Origin of the sequence: Treponema bryantii, from assembly GCF_036492245.1 — a bacterium.
GTDB lineage: Bacteria > Spirochaetota > Spirochaetia > Treponematales > Treponemataceae > Treponema_D > Treponema_D bryantii_C.
Window position 1 is genome coordinate 469993 of sequence record NZ_AP025286.1, and the last position, 15994, is coordinate 485986.

The following is a 15994-nucleotide window of genomic DNA, read 5'->3' on the forward strand; positions in this document are numbered from 1 at the left end:
GGATCTGATGTTCGCAAAGACTCGAACAATCAACCGTCAGAATTATGGAAAGGCCATCCAGCACGCTATGGATGTTCCTGATCTTATCGCAATCCAGACAAAATCGTATGATGATTTCCTTCAGGCAGGAGCCTTGAAAGAGCAGAAAGAAGTTCTTAATCAGGGACTTCAGGACGTATTTACTTCAACATTCCCTATCGAAAGTCCTAACGGCGATATGTCATTGGAGTATGAGTTTTATGAGCTCGACTGGGAGAACCAGAAGTTCACCGAGTTGCAGTGCAAGCAGAAGGGACTTACTTATTCGGTTCCTTTAAAAGCCCGTATCAATTTGAATTTCCTTCAGACTGGAGCAATCCTCCAGAAAGATATCTATATGGGCGACATTCCGCTTATGACAGACCGTGGTACATTTGTTATCAACGGAGCTGAACGCGTAGTTGTTTCCCAGATTCACCGTTCGCCTGGCGTAATTTTCTGCCATGACAAGGGTGTTTACTCAAGCCGTATTATTCCGTACCGCGGATCTTGGCTTGAATTTGAAATTGACCAGAAAAAAGAGCTTATTTTTGCAAAGATTGACCGCAAAAAGAAGATTCTTGGTACAGTATTCCTTCGCGCACTTGGTTATTCAACACGTGAAGAAATCATCCGCTGCTTCTACGATGTAGAAGATGTAAAAGTTGTAAAGGGTGATGAACTTGTAGACAAGGTTCTTGCTTCTGCAGTTCTTATTAAAGATGAAGAAGGTAACGAAAAGAGACTTTTCAATGCCGGAACAAAGCTTCATCCACATGATATCGATGACCTCGTTGCAAACAAAATCGAAGAAATCTGCGTAATCCGTTTCGATACACGCAGCAATTCTAATGGTGATGAAAAGAATACTTCTCTCGATTCACAGATGATTATCAACTGTTTCGAACGTGAGGAAGTTAAGTTTGTAAAAGAAGGTTCTGTAGATAACGAACCAACTAAAGAAGATTGTCTCGCTGCTGTATATGCAATCCTTCAGCCAGGTGAGCCAATGACAGTTGAGCAGGCTGAAAAAGACCTCAACTCATTGTTCTTCTCTGAGCGCCGCTATGACCTCGGTCGTGTTGGTCGTTACAAACTCAACAAGAAGTTTGATTACTCAGATGATGTAAAAGATTTCACTCTTATTAAGGATGATATCATCAACACAATGAAGTTCCTTATCAAGGTTTACATTGGTGAAGAACAGATTGACGATATCGACCACCTTGGAAACCGCCGTATCCGTTCTGTAGGCGAGTTGATGACAAATCAGCTTAAGTCTGCATTTGCAAGAATGGAACGCATTGCTAAGGAAAGAATGAGTCTCAAAGAAACTGATACAATGAAGCCACAGGATTTGATTTCTATCAAACCTATCGTAGCTGCTATCAAAGAGTTCTTTGGTTCATCTCAGCTTTCACAGTTCATGGATCAGATTAACCCTCTGGCTGAACTTACTCATAAACGTCGTCTTAACGCTCTCGGACCTGGTGGTCTTTCACGTGACCGCGCTGGTTTCGAAGTTCGTGACGTACACTATTCACACTATGGACGCATGTGTCCTATCGAGACTCCTGAAGGTCCGAATATCGGTCTTATCGTATCTCTCGCTATGTACACACGCATCAATGATTACGGATTCCTTGAAGCTCCATACCGCAAGGTAGTAAACGGAAAGGCAACTGCAGAAGTTGAATACCTTTCTGCTATGGATGAGGATAAGTACTACATTGGTCAGGTTGTTGAAGGAATGAAGAAGGATGGTTCATTCCCTACAGAAACAATTTCTTGTCGTAACCGTGGTAACTATACTCAGCGTTCTCCAAAGGACGTTCAGTACATCGATGTTTCTCCACGCCAGGTAATTTCTGTTTCTGCTTCTTTGATTCCATTCCTTGAGCATGACGATGCTAACCGTGCGCTCATGGGTTGTAACATGCAGCGTCAGGCTGTACCTCTTCTCTTCCCAGAACCACCACACGTTGGTACTGGTATGGAAAGAAAGTGTGCTTATGACTCTGGTGTTCTTATCAAGGCTAAGCATGATGGTGAAGTAATCTTCGTTTCAAGTGAATTGATTAAGGTTAAAGTTGATGGTTCTAAGGCAGTTGATGAATACAGCCTCTTGAAGTATCAGAGAACTAACAACGATACATGTAACCACCAGCGTCCTACAGTTAATGTTGGTGAAAAGGTAAAAGCAGGTGATGTACTTGCTGACGGACCAGCAACATTCAACGGAGAGCTTGCTCTCGGACGTAATATTCTCGTAGGATTCGTACCTTGGAATGGTTATAACTATGAGGATGCTGTACTTATTTCTCAGCGCGTTGTTCGCGAAGATATGTATACATCTATCCATATTAAAGAGTTCCAGATTGAAATCCGTGAGACAAAGCTTGGACCAGAGCGTATTACACGTGATATTCCTAACACAGCCGAGAAAGCTCTTGCTAACCTCGACTCAGAAGGTATCATCCGTATTGGTGCTAAGGTTCGTTCTGGAGATATCCTTGTTGGTAAGGTTACTCCAAAATCTGAAACAGAAACAACTCCAGAGTTCAAGCTTTTGAACTCAATTTTCGGTGAAAAGGCTAAGGAAGTTCGTGATTCTTCACTTCGCGTTCCACACGGAATTGAAGGTGTTGTAATTGATATTCAGCAGATGAGCCGCCTTGAAGGTGACGATCTGCTCCCAGGTGTAGATAAGGTAGTTAAGGTTCTTATTGCTAACAAGCGTAAGCTTCGCGAAGGTGATAAGATGGCCGGACGCCACGGAAACAAGGGTGTTGTTTCACGTATTCTCCCTGTTGAAGATATGCCATATCTCGAAGATGGTACTCCACTCGACGTTTGTTTGAACCCACTTGGTGTACCTTCCCGAATGAACATCGGACAGATTCTTGAGTCTGAACTTGGTATTGCAGGTAAGTACCTCAACCAGTTCTTTGAAGTTCCAGTATTCGAATCACCTTCTCAGAAGATGATCGAAGCTAAGCTCGAAGAAGCTAACAAGGCAGTTGCCGGAACAGGACTTAAGATTTCTACAGACTGTAAACAGATTGTACACGACGGACGTACTGGTGAACCTTTCGTAAACCCAATCTTCGTTGGTGTTATCTATTATATGAAGCTTCATCACCTTGTTGATGACAAGATGCATGCTCGTTCTACCGGTCCTTACTCTCTCGTTACACAGCAGCCTCTTGGTGGTAAGGCACAGTTTGGTGGTCAGCGTCTTGGAGAAATGGAGGTTTGGGCACTCGAAGCTTACGGTGCTGCTAACACACTCCAGGAAATGATGACTATTAAGTCTGATGATATGAACGGACGTTCTAAGATTTACGAATCTATCGTTAAGGGCGACCCTTCATCTCCAATCGGAATTCCAGAATCATTCAACGTATTGGTACAGGAACTCCGTGGTTTGGCTCTTGATTTCACAATTTATGATGCTAAGGGTAAGCAGATTGCTCTTACAGAACGTGATCAGGAACTGATTGACAAGAATGCTTCCGGTTTTGATAAGGAGGATGCAAATGCGTGATGTGCAGGATTTTGACAGCTTAAAGATTAAACTGGCTTCTCCAGAGACTATTCGTTCATGGTCTTATGGTGAGGTAAAAAAGCCTGAGACTATAAACTACAGAACTCTCCGCCCAGAGAAAGACGGTCTATTCTGTGAAAGAATTTTCGGTACAACTAAGGAATGGGAATGTTACTGCGGTAAGTTCAAGTCTATCCGTTATAAGGGTGTAATTTGTGACCGCTGTGGTGTTGAAGTTACTCACTTCAAGGTTCGCCGTGAACGTACAGGACACATTGAGCTTGCAGCACCTGTAAGCCATATCTGGTACTATCGTTCAGTTCCAAGCCGTATGGGTCTTTTGCTCGACCTTCAGGTTGCAGCTCTCCGTTCGGTTTTGTACTACGAAAAATATATCGTAATTGATGCAGGAGATACTGACCTTAAGAAAGGACAGCTCCTTACAGAAGAAGAATATCAGGAAGCTCTTGAGCACTATGCAGGTTCTGCTTTCACAGCAGATATGGGTGCTGAGGCTATCAAGACTATGCTTGAACGCCTTGACCTCGACGAACTTGCAGCAGAGCTCCGTGCAAAGATGATTGAAAAGGGTGCTAAGTCTGACAAGAGACTTCTCCGCCGTATTGAAATCGTTGAGAACTTCCGCGCTTCTGGAAATAAAGTTTCATGGATGATTCTGGATGTAATTCCAGTTATTCCTCCTGAGCTTCGTCCAATGGTTCAGCTCGATGGTGGACGTTTCGCAACATCTGACTTGAACGACCTCTACCGCCGTGTTATTAACCGTAATAACCGTCTTAAGAGACTTCAGCAGCTTTCTGCTCCAGACATCATCATCCGCAACGAAAAGCGTATGCTTCAGGAAGCAGTTGATGCATTGTTCGACAACACAAAGAGAAAGCGTGCTGTTAAGGGTGCTTCAAACCGCCCACTTAAGTCAATTTCTGACCTGCTCAAAGGTAAGCAGGGACGTTTCCGCTTGAACCTTCTTGGTAAGCGTGTTGACTACTCTGGACGTTCGGTAATCGTTGTTGGACCAGAATTGAAGCTCTGGCAGTGCGGTCTTCCTACAAAGATGGCTCTTGAATTGTTCAAGCCATTCCTTATGAAGAAGCTCGTAGACAAGGACGTAGTATTTAATATTAAGAAGGCTAAGGCTCTCGTAGAGTCTGAGTCTCCAGAAGTATATGCAATTCTTGATGAAGTAGTTAAAGAGCACCCAGTTATGTTGAACCGTGCGCCTACTCTTCACCGTCTTGGTATCCAGGCATTCGAACCTGTACTTGTAGAAGGAAAAGCTCTTAAGCTTCACCCACTCGCATGTAAAGCTTTCAACGCCGACTTCGATGGTGACCAGATGGCTATCCACGTACCTCTTACACAGGCTGCTCAGATGGAATGCTGGACATTGATGCTTTCTGCAAGAAACCTCCTTGACCCAGCTAACGGTAACACAATCGTTGCTCCATCTCAGGACATGGTACTTGGTATCTACTATATGACTGCTATCAAACCTAATGCTAAGGGAACAGGCAAGCGCTTCTCTACACCAGATGAAGTACGTATGGCTGCTGAACTTGGTGCAATTGAATGGCAGGCTCTTATTAAGGTTCCAGCTCCTAAGGATTCATTCGATGCAGATGCTCTTAAGGTTAAGGGTGATGACGGATTCCTTGGTGGAACTCAGACATTCAAGAAGGGTGATCTTATTGAAACTTCAGCAGGACGTCTTGCTTTCAACGAAGCAATGCCTGCAGAAATTGAATATGTAAACCGCCAGATGTTCGATAAGTCTTTGAAGAAGATGATCGAGCATGTATATCATACAAAGGGATCTTGGCTCACAATCCAGATGCACGATGCAATCAAGGATGTTGGTTACAAGAACGCTACATTCTACGGTGCGACACTTTGTATGAAGGATATCCTCGTTCCTGATGAAAAGCCGGAAATCATGGCTCAGGCTAACAAGGATGTTGAAGATATTATCAACCAGTATGGAAAGGGTGTTATTACCGCAGAAGAAAGATATCAGCGTGTAACAAACATCTGGGCTCGTACTAACGAAAAGCTTACAAACCTCATGATGGATAATCTTGAGAAAGATAAGCAGGGCTTTAACACAATCTACATGATGGCTAAGTCTGGTGCCCGCGGTTCTCGTGGACAGATTTCTCAGCTTGCCGCAATGCGTGGTTTGATGACTAAGCCTAACGGAGATATTATCGAGCTCCCTATTAAGTCAAACTTCTACGAAGGACTTTCCGTTATTGAATACTTCATTTCAACTAACGCTTCTCGTAAGGGTCTTTCGGATACAGCGCTTAAGACAGCCGATGCCGGTTACATGACACGTCGTCTTGTTGATGTTGCTCAGGATGTAGTAATCAACGAAGAAGATTGCTGTACAATCAACGGTATTGACTACACTGCTATCAAAGAGGGAGATGAAATTAAGGTTCCTCTCAGCAAGCGTATTGAAGGTCACTACACAATTGAGCGTGTTGTAAACGCTAAGGGTGAATTGATCTGCGACGTAAACCAGTACATCGACGAAGCTATGGCTAAGAAGATTGAAGCTGCTGGTGTTGAAAAGGTTAAACTCCGCACAGTTCTTACATGTGAAGCTAAGCACGGTATTTGTGTTAAGTGTTATGGTAAGAACCTTGCACGTAATAAGATTGTTGAAATTGGTGAAGCAGTCGGTATTATCGCTGCTCAGTCAATCGGTCAGCCAGGTACACAGCTTACACTTCGTACCTTCCACTCGGGTGGTGCGGCTGAGATGTCAACAAACGATAACAAGATCGTTCTTAAGTTCGATGCTTTCATTAAGAATATTGAAGGTACACACGTTGTTAAGAATGACAAGTGGCTCTTTACACGTAAAGGTTTCATGACTGTTATCCGTATCCTTGATAAGATTAAGTTCACTTCAGAAGATGAACTTCTTATTGAAGATGGAAAGAGCCTTATGCGTGGTGACCCAATCCTTAAGCACAAGGGCAAGGAAGTTATTGCCGGTGTTAACGGTAAGGTTGTTAAGGGCGACGGTGTAATTTACATCACAAGTAAAGAGCAGAAGATTGAAATCTCTAACGGTTCTACAATCTTCACAAAGGCTGGCGCTATGGTCAAGAAGGGCGAAGTAATTGGTGAATTCGAACAGTTCATCGAGCCTATTCTTGCAGAAAGCGACGGATACATCCACTTTGAAGACGTAATCGTAGGTTCTACACTTGAAGAGAAGGTTGACCTTCAGACAGGTAAGACAGAACGCTACATCACAGATCTTCACCTTGATGTTAAGCAGCCACGTATCATCATCACTGATGAAGCTGGTAACCCACAGGGTAACTACTTCCTCCCAGCTGGTGCCATCCTTCTCGTAGATGACAAAAAGCCGGTTAAAGCTGGTGATATGATTGCTAAGATGAACAAGGAAGCACAGAAGTCACAGGATATTACTGGTGGTCTTCCTCGTGTATCTGAACTCTTCGAAGCTCGCAAACCAAAGAATCCATGTGTACTTGCACAGATTTCTGGTACAGTTGAGTTTAAGGATGTTCGCAAAGGAAAGCGCGTAATTTCTATTACTGATGAATATGGTAAGAAGTTCGAGCACCTTGTTCCAATGACAAAGCGTATGCTTGTACGTGATGGCGATAAGGTAGAAGCTGGTGAACAGCTCTGTGCCGGATCTCCAAATCCACAGGATGTACTTGCAATCCTCGGTGAAAACGCTCTTCAGAATTATCTTATGGATGAAATCCAGAACGTTTACCGCCAGCAGGGTGTAGACATCAACGATAAGCATATCGGTATTATCGTACGCCAGATGCTCCGCAAGATTGAAATCGTATCTGTTGGAGATACAAAGTTCATCTTCGGTCAGCAGGTTGATAAATATAAGTTCCATGAAGAGAATGAGCGTGTAATCGCTGCCGGTGGACAGCCAGCTGTTGGACGTCCAATGTTCCAGGGTATTACAAAGGCTTCTCTTGGAGTTGACTCATTCATTTCTGCAGCTTCATTCCAGGAAACAACACGCGTTCTTACAAACGCTGCAATTTCTGGTGCTACAGATGGACTTCATGGAATCAAGGAAAACGTTGCAATCGGTCATATGATTCCTGCTGGTACAGGTATCAAGAATTACAAGGACATCAAGCTGTTTGATGACAGCGACCGTGACCTTGACGCTCAGATGAACGAGATTCTTGAACGCCGTAAGCTTGAGGCTGAACAGGAATCACAGCTTGAAGAACCAAGTTTTGAAGCTGATGATAATGACTAATTAAATAGTCATAAAACTTAAAAAAAAGCGCGGTGGTGGAGAGGAATTCAAAGCCACTGCGCTTTTTTACATGAAATTCATAGAATTTCAAAGAATTTGTATTGAATTCATTTTTTGAATTTACTATAATCGTTAAACCTATCCTTTTTGAAGGGTTTTGAAATATTTCCGGGGTGCTGACCGGAACAAACAGGAGAACTAGGCGATGCCTACAATTAATCAATTAATTCATCAGGGTCGTAAGTCTGCTGCAAACAGAACAAAAGCTCCAGCTCTTGAAGGCTGTCCACAGAAACGTGGTGTTTGCACACGTGTAATGACTCAGACACCTAAGAAACCAAACTCAGCGCTCAGAAAGATTGCGCGTGTTCGTTTGTCAAATGGTATTGAAGTTACTGCATACATTCCAGGTATTGGACACAACTTGCAGGAACACTCAGTAGTATTAGTACGCGGTGGTCGTGTAAAGGACCTCCCTGGTGTACGTTATCATATCATCCGTGGTACAAAAGATACTCTTGGAGTTGAAGACCGCAAGCGCGGACGCTCTAAGTACGGTGCTAAGAAGCCAAAGGCATAATGGAGGACTAAGATGGGAAGACATAAGAAATCAATCGAACGTCCGATGTTGCCGGATGTAAAATACAACTCAAAGGTTGTTTCAAAATTCGTTTGCCGTATGATGCTTGACGGAAAGAAATCTATCTGTACAAAGATCGTATACGAGGCAATGGATAATCTTAAGGCTAAGACAGACAAGGATCCTTTGGAAGTGCTTCTTAAGGCTCTTGAAAATGTAAAGCCAATGGTAGAAGTTAAGTCACGCCGCGTTGGTGGTGCTACTTACCAGGTTCCAATGGAAATCCGTGAATCACGTCGTGAAGCACTTGCAATGAGATGGATTATTGATGCAGCTCGTTCAAGAAGCGGACACGGAATGGCAGATACACTTGCTGCTGAACTTCTTGATGCTTACAACAATACAGGTACTGCTTACAAGAAGCGTGAAGATGTACATAAGATGGCTGAAGCTAACAAGGCTTTCGCTCACTACAGATGGTAGTTTAATAGCTGCCTGATTTATAAAACGGGAGGTGCTTTTGTGTGCCGCCCGTTTTTTTATTTAAATTGTATATTGAAAAGAATGCGAAAAACTACATTATTTTCAATAAAACTCAAGAATTGCTCTTGAATTTATTTTTTAAATTTTGTATATTGTTTGAACTTGCCCTTTTTTGAATTTACAGGGGTATTGGGTTCTTTGAGAAGTCAGGCAGGTTTGATTGAAAATAGTCATTCAGATCTGGCATCACCGTAAAGTTAATCAGAAATGATTTTCAGGTAGTTGCGGCCCTTAATGCGGTTAATTTTCACCGTTGGTGATTATTATATAGACAACAGATTATGGGTATTCCTGACGCCGCTAAAGGCAAACTCGAATATACCAGACCAGTTGTCAATCAGATGATAATGATCGGTGGTACCGGGTTGGAACATTTCGAATAATATGGAATGTTTTTGAAATATGTTTCTTATCCGTTTCTATCAATTATTATCTTCTCATTCAAATAGTGTGTCTGCGAATATGCTGACTCCTGGTAAAGGAAGTTTGTATATTCTGGCTTAAAGTGCAGCACATAAAAAATAAATATGCCGGGTCAGGACGAAATTAAATCCGGCAAGGAGAAAAACATGGCAAAGGAGAAGTTCGTTAGAACTAAACCTCACATGAACGTTGGTACTATTGGTCACGTAGACCATGGTAAGACTACACTTTCAGCTGCTATCACTTCATATTGTGCTAACAAATATGGTGATAAGGCCCTTAAGTATGACGAAATTGATAACGCTCCAGAAGAGAAGGAACGTGGTATCACAATCAACACTCGTCACTTGGAATATCAGTCTGACAAGAGACACTATGCTCATATCGACTGTCCAGGACATGCTGACTACATTAAGAACATGATTACTGGTGCTGCTCAGATGGATGGTTCTATCCTCGTAGTATCTGCTCCAGACTCAGTTATGCCACAGACACGTGAGCACTTGCTTCTCGCTCGTCAGGTAGGTGTACCAAAGATCATCGTATTCTTGAACAAAGTTGACCAGGTTGATGATCCAGATCTTCTCGAACTCGTAGTAGAAGAAGTAAAAGATACTCTCCAGGAGTATGGATTCTCTGCTGATACACCAATCATTAAGGGTTCTGCATTCAAGGCTTTGAATGATGCAACTCCAGAAAACACAGCTTGTATCGAAGAACTCCTTACAGCTATGGATACATGGTTCGATGATCCAGTTCGTGATGATCAGAAACCATTCTTGATGCCAATCGAAGACATCTTCACTATCTCTGGTCGTGGTACTGTAGTAACAGGAAAGATCGAGCGTGGTGTTGTAAACATGAACGATGCTGTACAGATCGTAGGTATCCGCCCAACAGCTGATACAACTGTAACAGGTATCGAAATGTTCCAGAAGACTCTTGATCAGGGTATGGCTGGTGATAACGTTGGTATCCTCCTCCGTGGTATTGAAAAGAAAGACGTTGTTCGCGGACAGGTTCTTGCTGCACCAAAGTCTATCACTCCACATACAAAGTTCGAAGCTCAGATTTATGTACTTTCAAAGGAAGAGGGGGGACGTCACTCTCCATTCTTCACAGGATATCGCCCACAGTTCTACTTCAGAACTACAGATATTACTGGTACAATCGAACTCGAAGCTGGTACAGACATGGTAAAACCAGGTGATAACGTAAAGGTTATCGGTGAACTTATTCACCCAATCGCTATGGACGAAGGTCTTAAACTCGCTATCCGTGAAGGCGGTCACACAATCGCTTCTGGACAGGTAACAAAGATTATCGAATAGTTAAGATTTTTTTCAAACTAACAGGCTGGTATTGCTTATCGGTCTGTTAGTTGTGAAAAAGGAGTAAAATTAAATGGCTAATGGAAAGATTCGTGTCAGACTTCGTGCATTTGATGCAGTTCTGATCGACCAGAGTGCTAAAGCCATCGTGCAGACAGTACAGAAAGCGGGAGCAAAGGTTTCTGGCCCTATCCCTCTTCCTACAAGAATCAACAAGGTGACTGTACTTCGCTCACCACACGTAAACAAGAAGTCACGTGAGCAGTTTGAAATGCGTACACACAAACGCCTTATTGACATAATGAATCCTTCACAGGACGTTATGGATTCACTGATGAAGCTTGAGCTTCCTGCCGGTGTAGATGTAGTAATTACACAGTAATTACAGTTTTTTTTAGTTTAATAGGTACGGTCCCTCTGGATTTGGGATGACGGCCTGAGAATATTAAGGGAGTTTTGTGAATAGTTAGTAGCAAAATCCCAAATAGGAGATATCAGAATGAAAGGTCTGATTGCAAAGAAAGTTGGCATGACACAGATATTCGACGAAAGCGGAAATCTGACACCAGTAACCGTAATCCAGGTCGAGCCAAATGTTGTTGTTGCCAAGAAAACAAAGGAAAATTGCGGTTATGATGCAGTTGTTCTTGGTCTTGATGATATGAAAGCTTCAAGAGCAAGCAAGGCATATGCCGGACAATTCCCAGAGAACATTACTCCAAAGCGCCACTTGAAAGAGTTCCGCAACTTCGAAAAAGAAGTAAATATTGGAGATGTTGTTGGTCTTGAGCTCTTTGAAGGTAGTCGTTTCCTCGATGTAACAGCTACATCAAAAGGTAAGGGTTTCCAGGGTGTTATGAAGAGATGGGGCTTCCATGGTGGACGTGCTACACACGGTTCTAAGTTCCATCGTGAGCCGGGTGGTACAGGAGAATGTACAACTCCAGGTCACTCATTCAAGAATATTAAGCTTCCTGGACACATGGGATTCAAAAGAGTTACTGTGCAGAATCTGAAGATTGTTAAAGTTGATCCAGAGCTCAAAGTAATTATGGTTCGCGGTGCTGTTCCTGGAAATAAGGACTGTACACTCATCGTGAAGTCCGCAGTAAAGAAATAGGAGATAGAATATGGAAAAGAAAGTATATTCAACTTCTGGTAAAGAACTGCGTACAATCACTCTTGATGATAAAGTATTCGGTCTTCCAGTTAATGACGACGTAATCTATTACGCTATTACAAACGAATTAGCTAACAGACGTGTTGGTACTGCTTGTACTAAGACTCGCGCTGAAGTACATGGTTCAAACAATAAGCCTTACAAACAGAAGGGTACTGGTAATGCACGTCGCGGTGATAAGAAGTCTCCAATCACAGTAGGTGGTGGTACAATTTTCGGACCAAAACCAAGAGATTTCAGCTATTCAATTCCAAAGAAAGAAAAAAGACTTGCAATGAAGTCAATCTTGAGCTCACACGCTCAGGGCGACAGACTTACTGTTGTAGAGGATTTTACTGTAGAAAGCGGAAAAACAAAGGACTTAGTATCTATTCTTAAGAACTTTGCTAAAGACGAAAGAACAGTTCTTATCCTTAAAGATGATGATGCAAAGATCAAGCAGGCAGGACGCAATATTCCTAACCTCTCATTCCTTGCTTATAATCGTCTTGAAGCACACACACTTTTCTATGGACGCAAGGTAATCATTCTTGAGTCTGCAGTAAAGAATCTGTCTGACTTTTATGCTGAAGATAAGGAGGCTAAATAATGAATTACGAAGATATTCTTATTAAGCCTGTTGTTTCTGAAAAGGCAAGCATGTTGCGTGAACAGAACAAATATGTTTTCATCGTTCGCCCAGATGCTACAAAGACACAGATTAAAGAAGCTGTAACACGCTTGTTTAAGGTAAAAGTAGTTGACTGCACAACAATGAATGTGCTTGGAAAAATGAAACGACTTCGTGGAAAACCAGGTCGTACTGCATCTTACAAGAAAGCTATCGTACGTATCGCTGAAGGCGAAACAATTGCAGCTTTCGAAGGTGTATAATCTGGTAGGAATTAAGGGGATATAAAATGGCTCTTAAAGTATTTAAGCCAATGACAGCAGGTACACGTGGACGTGTTGACTTGCGTCGTGACGAACTGACAACTGATAGACCCGAGAAAACTTTGGTGTCAGGTCGTAAGTCTCATGCAGGACGCGGAGCTGGTGGTCGTATTTCTGTACGTCATCAGGGCGGCGGTCACAAGAGACGCTATCGTGATATAGATTTCAAACGTGATAAGCACGGAATTCCTGGAACCGTAAAGACAATCGAATACGATCCAAACAGAAGTGCTAACATCGCTTTGATTTATTATGCTGACGGTGATAAACGTTATATCATCGCTCCAAAGGGATTGCAGGTTGGTCAGAAGATTATTTCTGGCGAAAATGCAGCTCCAACAGTTGGAAATGCACTTCCTCTGAATGCAATTCCAGTTGGTTTCACTATTCATAACATTGAATTGACACTTGGTCAGGGTGGACAGCTTGTTCGTTCTGCTGGTGCTAGTGCAATGATTGCAGGTCGCGAAGGTGACTACGTTATCGTTCGCTTGCCTTCAAGTGAAATGAGAAAGATTAACGGAAAGTGCTACGCTACAATCGGTGTTGTAGGTAATGAAGAGCACATGAACGTTAAGCTCGGTAAAGCTGGTCATAAGCGCTGGATGGGTATCCGCCCAACAGTACGTGGTATGGCTATGAACCCGGTTGATCATCCACTTGGTGGTGGTGAAGGTGCTGGTAAGGGACGTAACCCAGTTACTCCTTGGGGACAGCCTTGTAAGGGCTACCAGACTCGTAACAAGAGAAAGACTTCTAGCAAGTTCATTGTTAGTCGTCGTAAGAAGTAGTTGGCGAGGAGATAATCGTGTCAAGATCTGTTAAGAAAGGACCATTTGTAGAGAAATCACTTTACAAAAAGGTTCAGGCAATGAATAAAGAAGCAGACAGAAAAATGATTAAAACATATTCTCGCTGCTCTACAATAATCCCAGAGATGGTTGGAAACACAATCTCTGTTTATAATGGTAAATCATGGATTCCTGTATATATTACAGAAAACCTTGTTGGACATAAGCTTGGTGAATTTGCACCAACTCGTACATTCAAGGGCCATGGTGGTTCAGACAAAACTGCCTCTAAAGGCTAATAAATAGGTGGATATTATGGCTGAGAAAAAAGGTTATGTAGCCACTTCTAAGTTCCTGATTGCATCTCCAACAAAGGTTCGTCCTGTTGCACATGTAATTAATCAGAAATCCTACACTGAAGCTATGGCTATCTTGGCAAACATGCCACAGAAAGGTGCAACTTTGATTAGCGCTACTTTGAAGTCTGCTGCTGCAAATGCACTTAACCAGAACAGTAAGTTGGATGAAGATATGCTTTACGTAAAAGAAATCAGAGTTGATGAAGGTCCAAGACTCAAGAGAGTATGGTTCCGCGCACGTGGTCGTGCAGATCAGCTTTTGAAGCGTATGTGTCATATTACCGTCATCGTTGACGAGAAGGCGGGGGAATAAAGTGGGACAGAAAGTTAATCCTATTGGTTTGCGCTTAGGTGTAAACAAGACATGGCAGTCACGCTGGTATGCAGATCCACGTGAATATGCAGATTTAGTTCTCGAAGATATTAAGATCCGTAAAATGGTATCTGAACTCCCAGAGTGTAAAAATGCTGATATAGCTGAGATTGAGATTGTTCGCCATCCACAGCGCGTTACAATCGTAATTCACACAGCTCGTCCAGGTGTAATTATTGGTGTTAAAGGTGCATCAATCGAAAAGATTAGTGCAGATATTCAGAAGCAGCTTACAAAGAAAGTTCAGATCAAGATTAAGGAAATTAAGCGTGCAGATTTGAATGCCAGCTTGATTGCTCAGAATGTTGGTCGTCAGCTTGTTGGCCGTGGTTCATTCCGCAAGGCTATGAAACAGGCAGTAAGCAATGCTATGCGTGCTGGTGCACAGGGTGTAAAGGTTCGTCTTAGTGGTCGTCTCGGTGGAGCAGATATGTCTCGTACTGAAGAGCACAAGGAAGGACGTGTACCTCTTCATACTCTTCGTGCTGATATCGACTATGGAACATACGAAGCTCTTACTACATACGGTAAAATCGGTATTAAAGTATGGGTTTACAACGGTATGAACTATGGTATCGACCACAATGAAGATGCTGGTCAGCTCGTTAAGAAACCAAGACGTCCAGCTCGTCAGGCAGCTGAAAAGACTGAGGGTTCTGAACCTGCTAAAAAGGCAAGGAGTTAGTTATGCCACTTAGTCCAAAAAGAGTAATTCACCGTAAGGTACAGCGCGGTCGCGAAAAAGGAAATGCGACACGCGATAATCACATTGATTTTGGTGACATCGCACTTGTTGCAATGGAACCAACCTGGCTTGATGCCAGAGTAATTGAGGCAGCCCGTATTGCCATCAACCGTAAGTTGGATCGTAAAGGTAATGTTTGGATTCGTGTATTCCCAGACAAGCCAATTACAAAGAAACCAGCTGAAGTTCGTATGGGTAAGGGTAAAGGTGCTCCAGATCATTGGGCAGCTGTTATCAAACCGGGTATGATTTTGTTTGAAGTTGGAGGCGTAGATATCAATCTCGCACACAGAGCTCTTGAGCTTGCTGCAGATAAGCTTCCAGTTATTACAAAGATTGCTGTAAAGCCAACACGCGACTAGGAGGAATAAGATGGCTGATTCAAAGAAAAAGAACGATAAAGAACTGTCTTATAAAGAACTCGTAGCTAAACGTGACGAGCTGAAAAAGGAATACATGGATCTCCGTTTCAAGATGGTGATTTCTCATGTAGATAACCCAATGCAGAAACGTACAATGCGCCGCGAAATCGCACGCCTTAATACGTTCATCCGTGCGAAAGAACTCGCCGGAGAAAATAAGTAGGAGCTGAACCGTGGAAGAGAATACTGTTCAGACTGTAAAGGCTGCAAAACGTTCATTTGTTGGTCTTGTTACATCAGACAAAATGGATAAAACAATTGTCGTAACAATTTCATCAAAGAAGATGGACCGTCTTTACAAGAAGTATGTTACCAGATCAAAGAAGTATATGGCACATGATGAAAATAATGATGCTCATATAGGAGATACAGTACGTATCGTTGAATGTAGACCGCTTAGCAAAGACAAGTGCTGGCGCCTTGCAGAAATCATTGAGCGTGCTAAATAAGCG

General features: G+C 42.7%; 16 protein-coding genes. All 16 read left to right on the forward strand.

The annotated features are described in order from the left end of the window. Positions 1-7: 7 nt before the first annotated feature. The 16 genes from rpoB to rpsQ all read left to right on the forward strand — a co-directional run bounded on the left by rpoB (position 8) and on the right by rpsQ (position 15991). Positions 8-3565, forward strand: a complete 3558-nt coding sequence (gene rpoB / locus AABJ44_RS02480; protein WP_338370322.1) for a DNA-directed RNA polymerase subunit beta — start codon at positions 8-10, stop codon at positions 3563-3565. Further along, positions 3558-7862, forward strand: a complete 4305-nt coding sequence (gene rpoC, locus AABJ44_RS02485; protein ID WP_074641257.1) for a DNA-directed RNA polymerase subunit beta' — start codon at positions 3558-3560, stop codon at positions 7860-7862. Before rpoB ends, rpoC begins: the two co-directional genes overlap by 8 nt. A 205-nt stretch (positions 7863-8067) precedes the next feature. Further along, positions 8068-8442, forward strand: coding sequence for a 30S ribosomal protein S12 (rpsL, locus tag AABJ44_RS02490; RefSeq protein ID WP_074641255.1), 375 nt, complete (start codon positions 8068-8070; stop codon positions 8440-8442). 12 nt (positions 8443-8454) lie between these two features. Then, a complete protein-coding gene (gene rpsG / locus AABJ44_RS02495) occupies positions 8455-8925 on the forward strand; it encodes a 30S ribosomal protein S7 (RefSeq protein WP_074641254.1) in 471 nt (156 codons plus the stop codon). Between the two features lie 629 nt (positions 8926-9554). Next, a complete protein-coding gene (tuf, locus tag AABJ44_RS02500; protein WP_074641252.1) occupies positions 9555-10739 on the forward strand; it encodes an elongation factor Tu in 1185 nt (394 codons plus the stop codon). Positions 10740-10812: 73 nt separating this feature from the next. Next, positions 10813-11121 (forward strand): 30S ribosomal protein S10, encoded by a 309-nt coding sequence (rpsJ, locus tag AABJ44_RS02505; protein WP_022931802.1) that lies wholly within the window; start codon positions 10813-10815, stop codon positions 11119-11121. A gap of 117 nt (positions 11122-11238) precedes the next feature. Next, positions 11239-11859: a 50S ribosomal protein L3 gene (rplC, locus tag AABJ44_RS02510; protein WP_074641251.1), complete on the forward strand. Its 621-nt coding sequence runs from the start codon at positions 11239-11241 to the stop codon at positions 11857-11859. Between the two features lie 10 nt (positions 11860-11869). Then, the gene (rplD, locus tag AABJ44_RS02515; protein WP_074641249.1) at positions 11870-12508 is read left to right on the forward strand and encodes a 50S ribosomal protein L4; all 639 of its coding nucleotides are present in this window, start codon (positions 11870-11872) and stop codon (positions 12506-12508) included. Beyond that, the gene (locus AABJ44_RS02520) at positions 12508-12792 is read left to right on the forward strand and encodes a 50S ribosomal protein L23 (protein WP_074641247.1); all 285 of its coding nucleotides are present in this window, start codon (positions 12508-12510) and stop codon (positions 12790-12792) included. Before rplD ends, AABJ44_RS02520 begins: the two co-directional genes overlap by 1 nt. A gap of 26 nt (positions 12793-12818) precedes the next feature. Continuing rightward, the gene (rplB, locus tag AABJ44_RS02525) at positions 12819-13643 is read left to right on the forward strand and encodes a 50S ribosomal protein L2 (protein WP_022931798.1); all 825 of its coding nucleotides are present in this window, start codon (positions 12819-12821) and stop codon (positions 13641-13643) included. A gap of 17 nt (positions 13644-13660) precedes the next feature. Next, a complete protein-coding gene (gene rpsS / locus AABJ44_RS02530) occupies positions 13661-13942 on the forward strand; it encodes a 30S ribosomal protein S19 (protein ID WP_022931797.1) in 282 nt (93 codons plus the stop codon). 16 nt (positions 13943-13958) lie between these two features. After that, on the forward strand, positions 13959-14315 hold the full coding sequence (rplV, locus tag AABJ44_RS02535) for a 50S ribosomal protein L22 (protein ID WP_022931796.1): 357 nt from the start codon (positions 13959-13961) through the stop codon (positions 14313-14315). Position 14316: 1 nt separating this feature from the next. Then, entirely contained in the window at positions 14317-15060 is a 744-nt protein-coding gene (rpsC, locus tag AABJ44_RS02540; protein WP_074641246.1) for a 30S ribosomal protein S3, read from the forward strand. A gap of 2 nt (positions 15061-15062) precedes the next feature. After that, positions 15063-15482, forward strand: coding sequence for a 50S ribosomal protein L16 (gene rplP / locus AABJ44_RS02545; RefSeq protein ID WP_074641244.1), 420 nt, complete (start codon positions 15063-15065; stop codon positions 15480-15482). A 10-nt stretch (positions 15483-15492) separates the two neighbouring features. Then, complete coding sequence (rpmC, locus tag AABJ44_RS02550) at positions 15493-15705, forward strand: 50S ribosomal protein L29 (RefSeq protein ID WP_022931793.1); 213 nt, start codon at positions 15493-15495, stop codon at positions 15703-15705. 10 nt (positions 15706-15715) lie between these two features. Continuing rightward, positions 15716-15991, forward strand: a complete 276-nt coding sequence (gene rpsQ / locus AABJ44_RS02555; protein ID WP_074641242.1) for a 30S ribosomal protein S17 — start codon at positions 15716-15718, stop codon at positions 15989-15991. Positions 15992-15994: the final 3 nt, after the last annotated feature.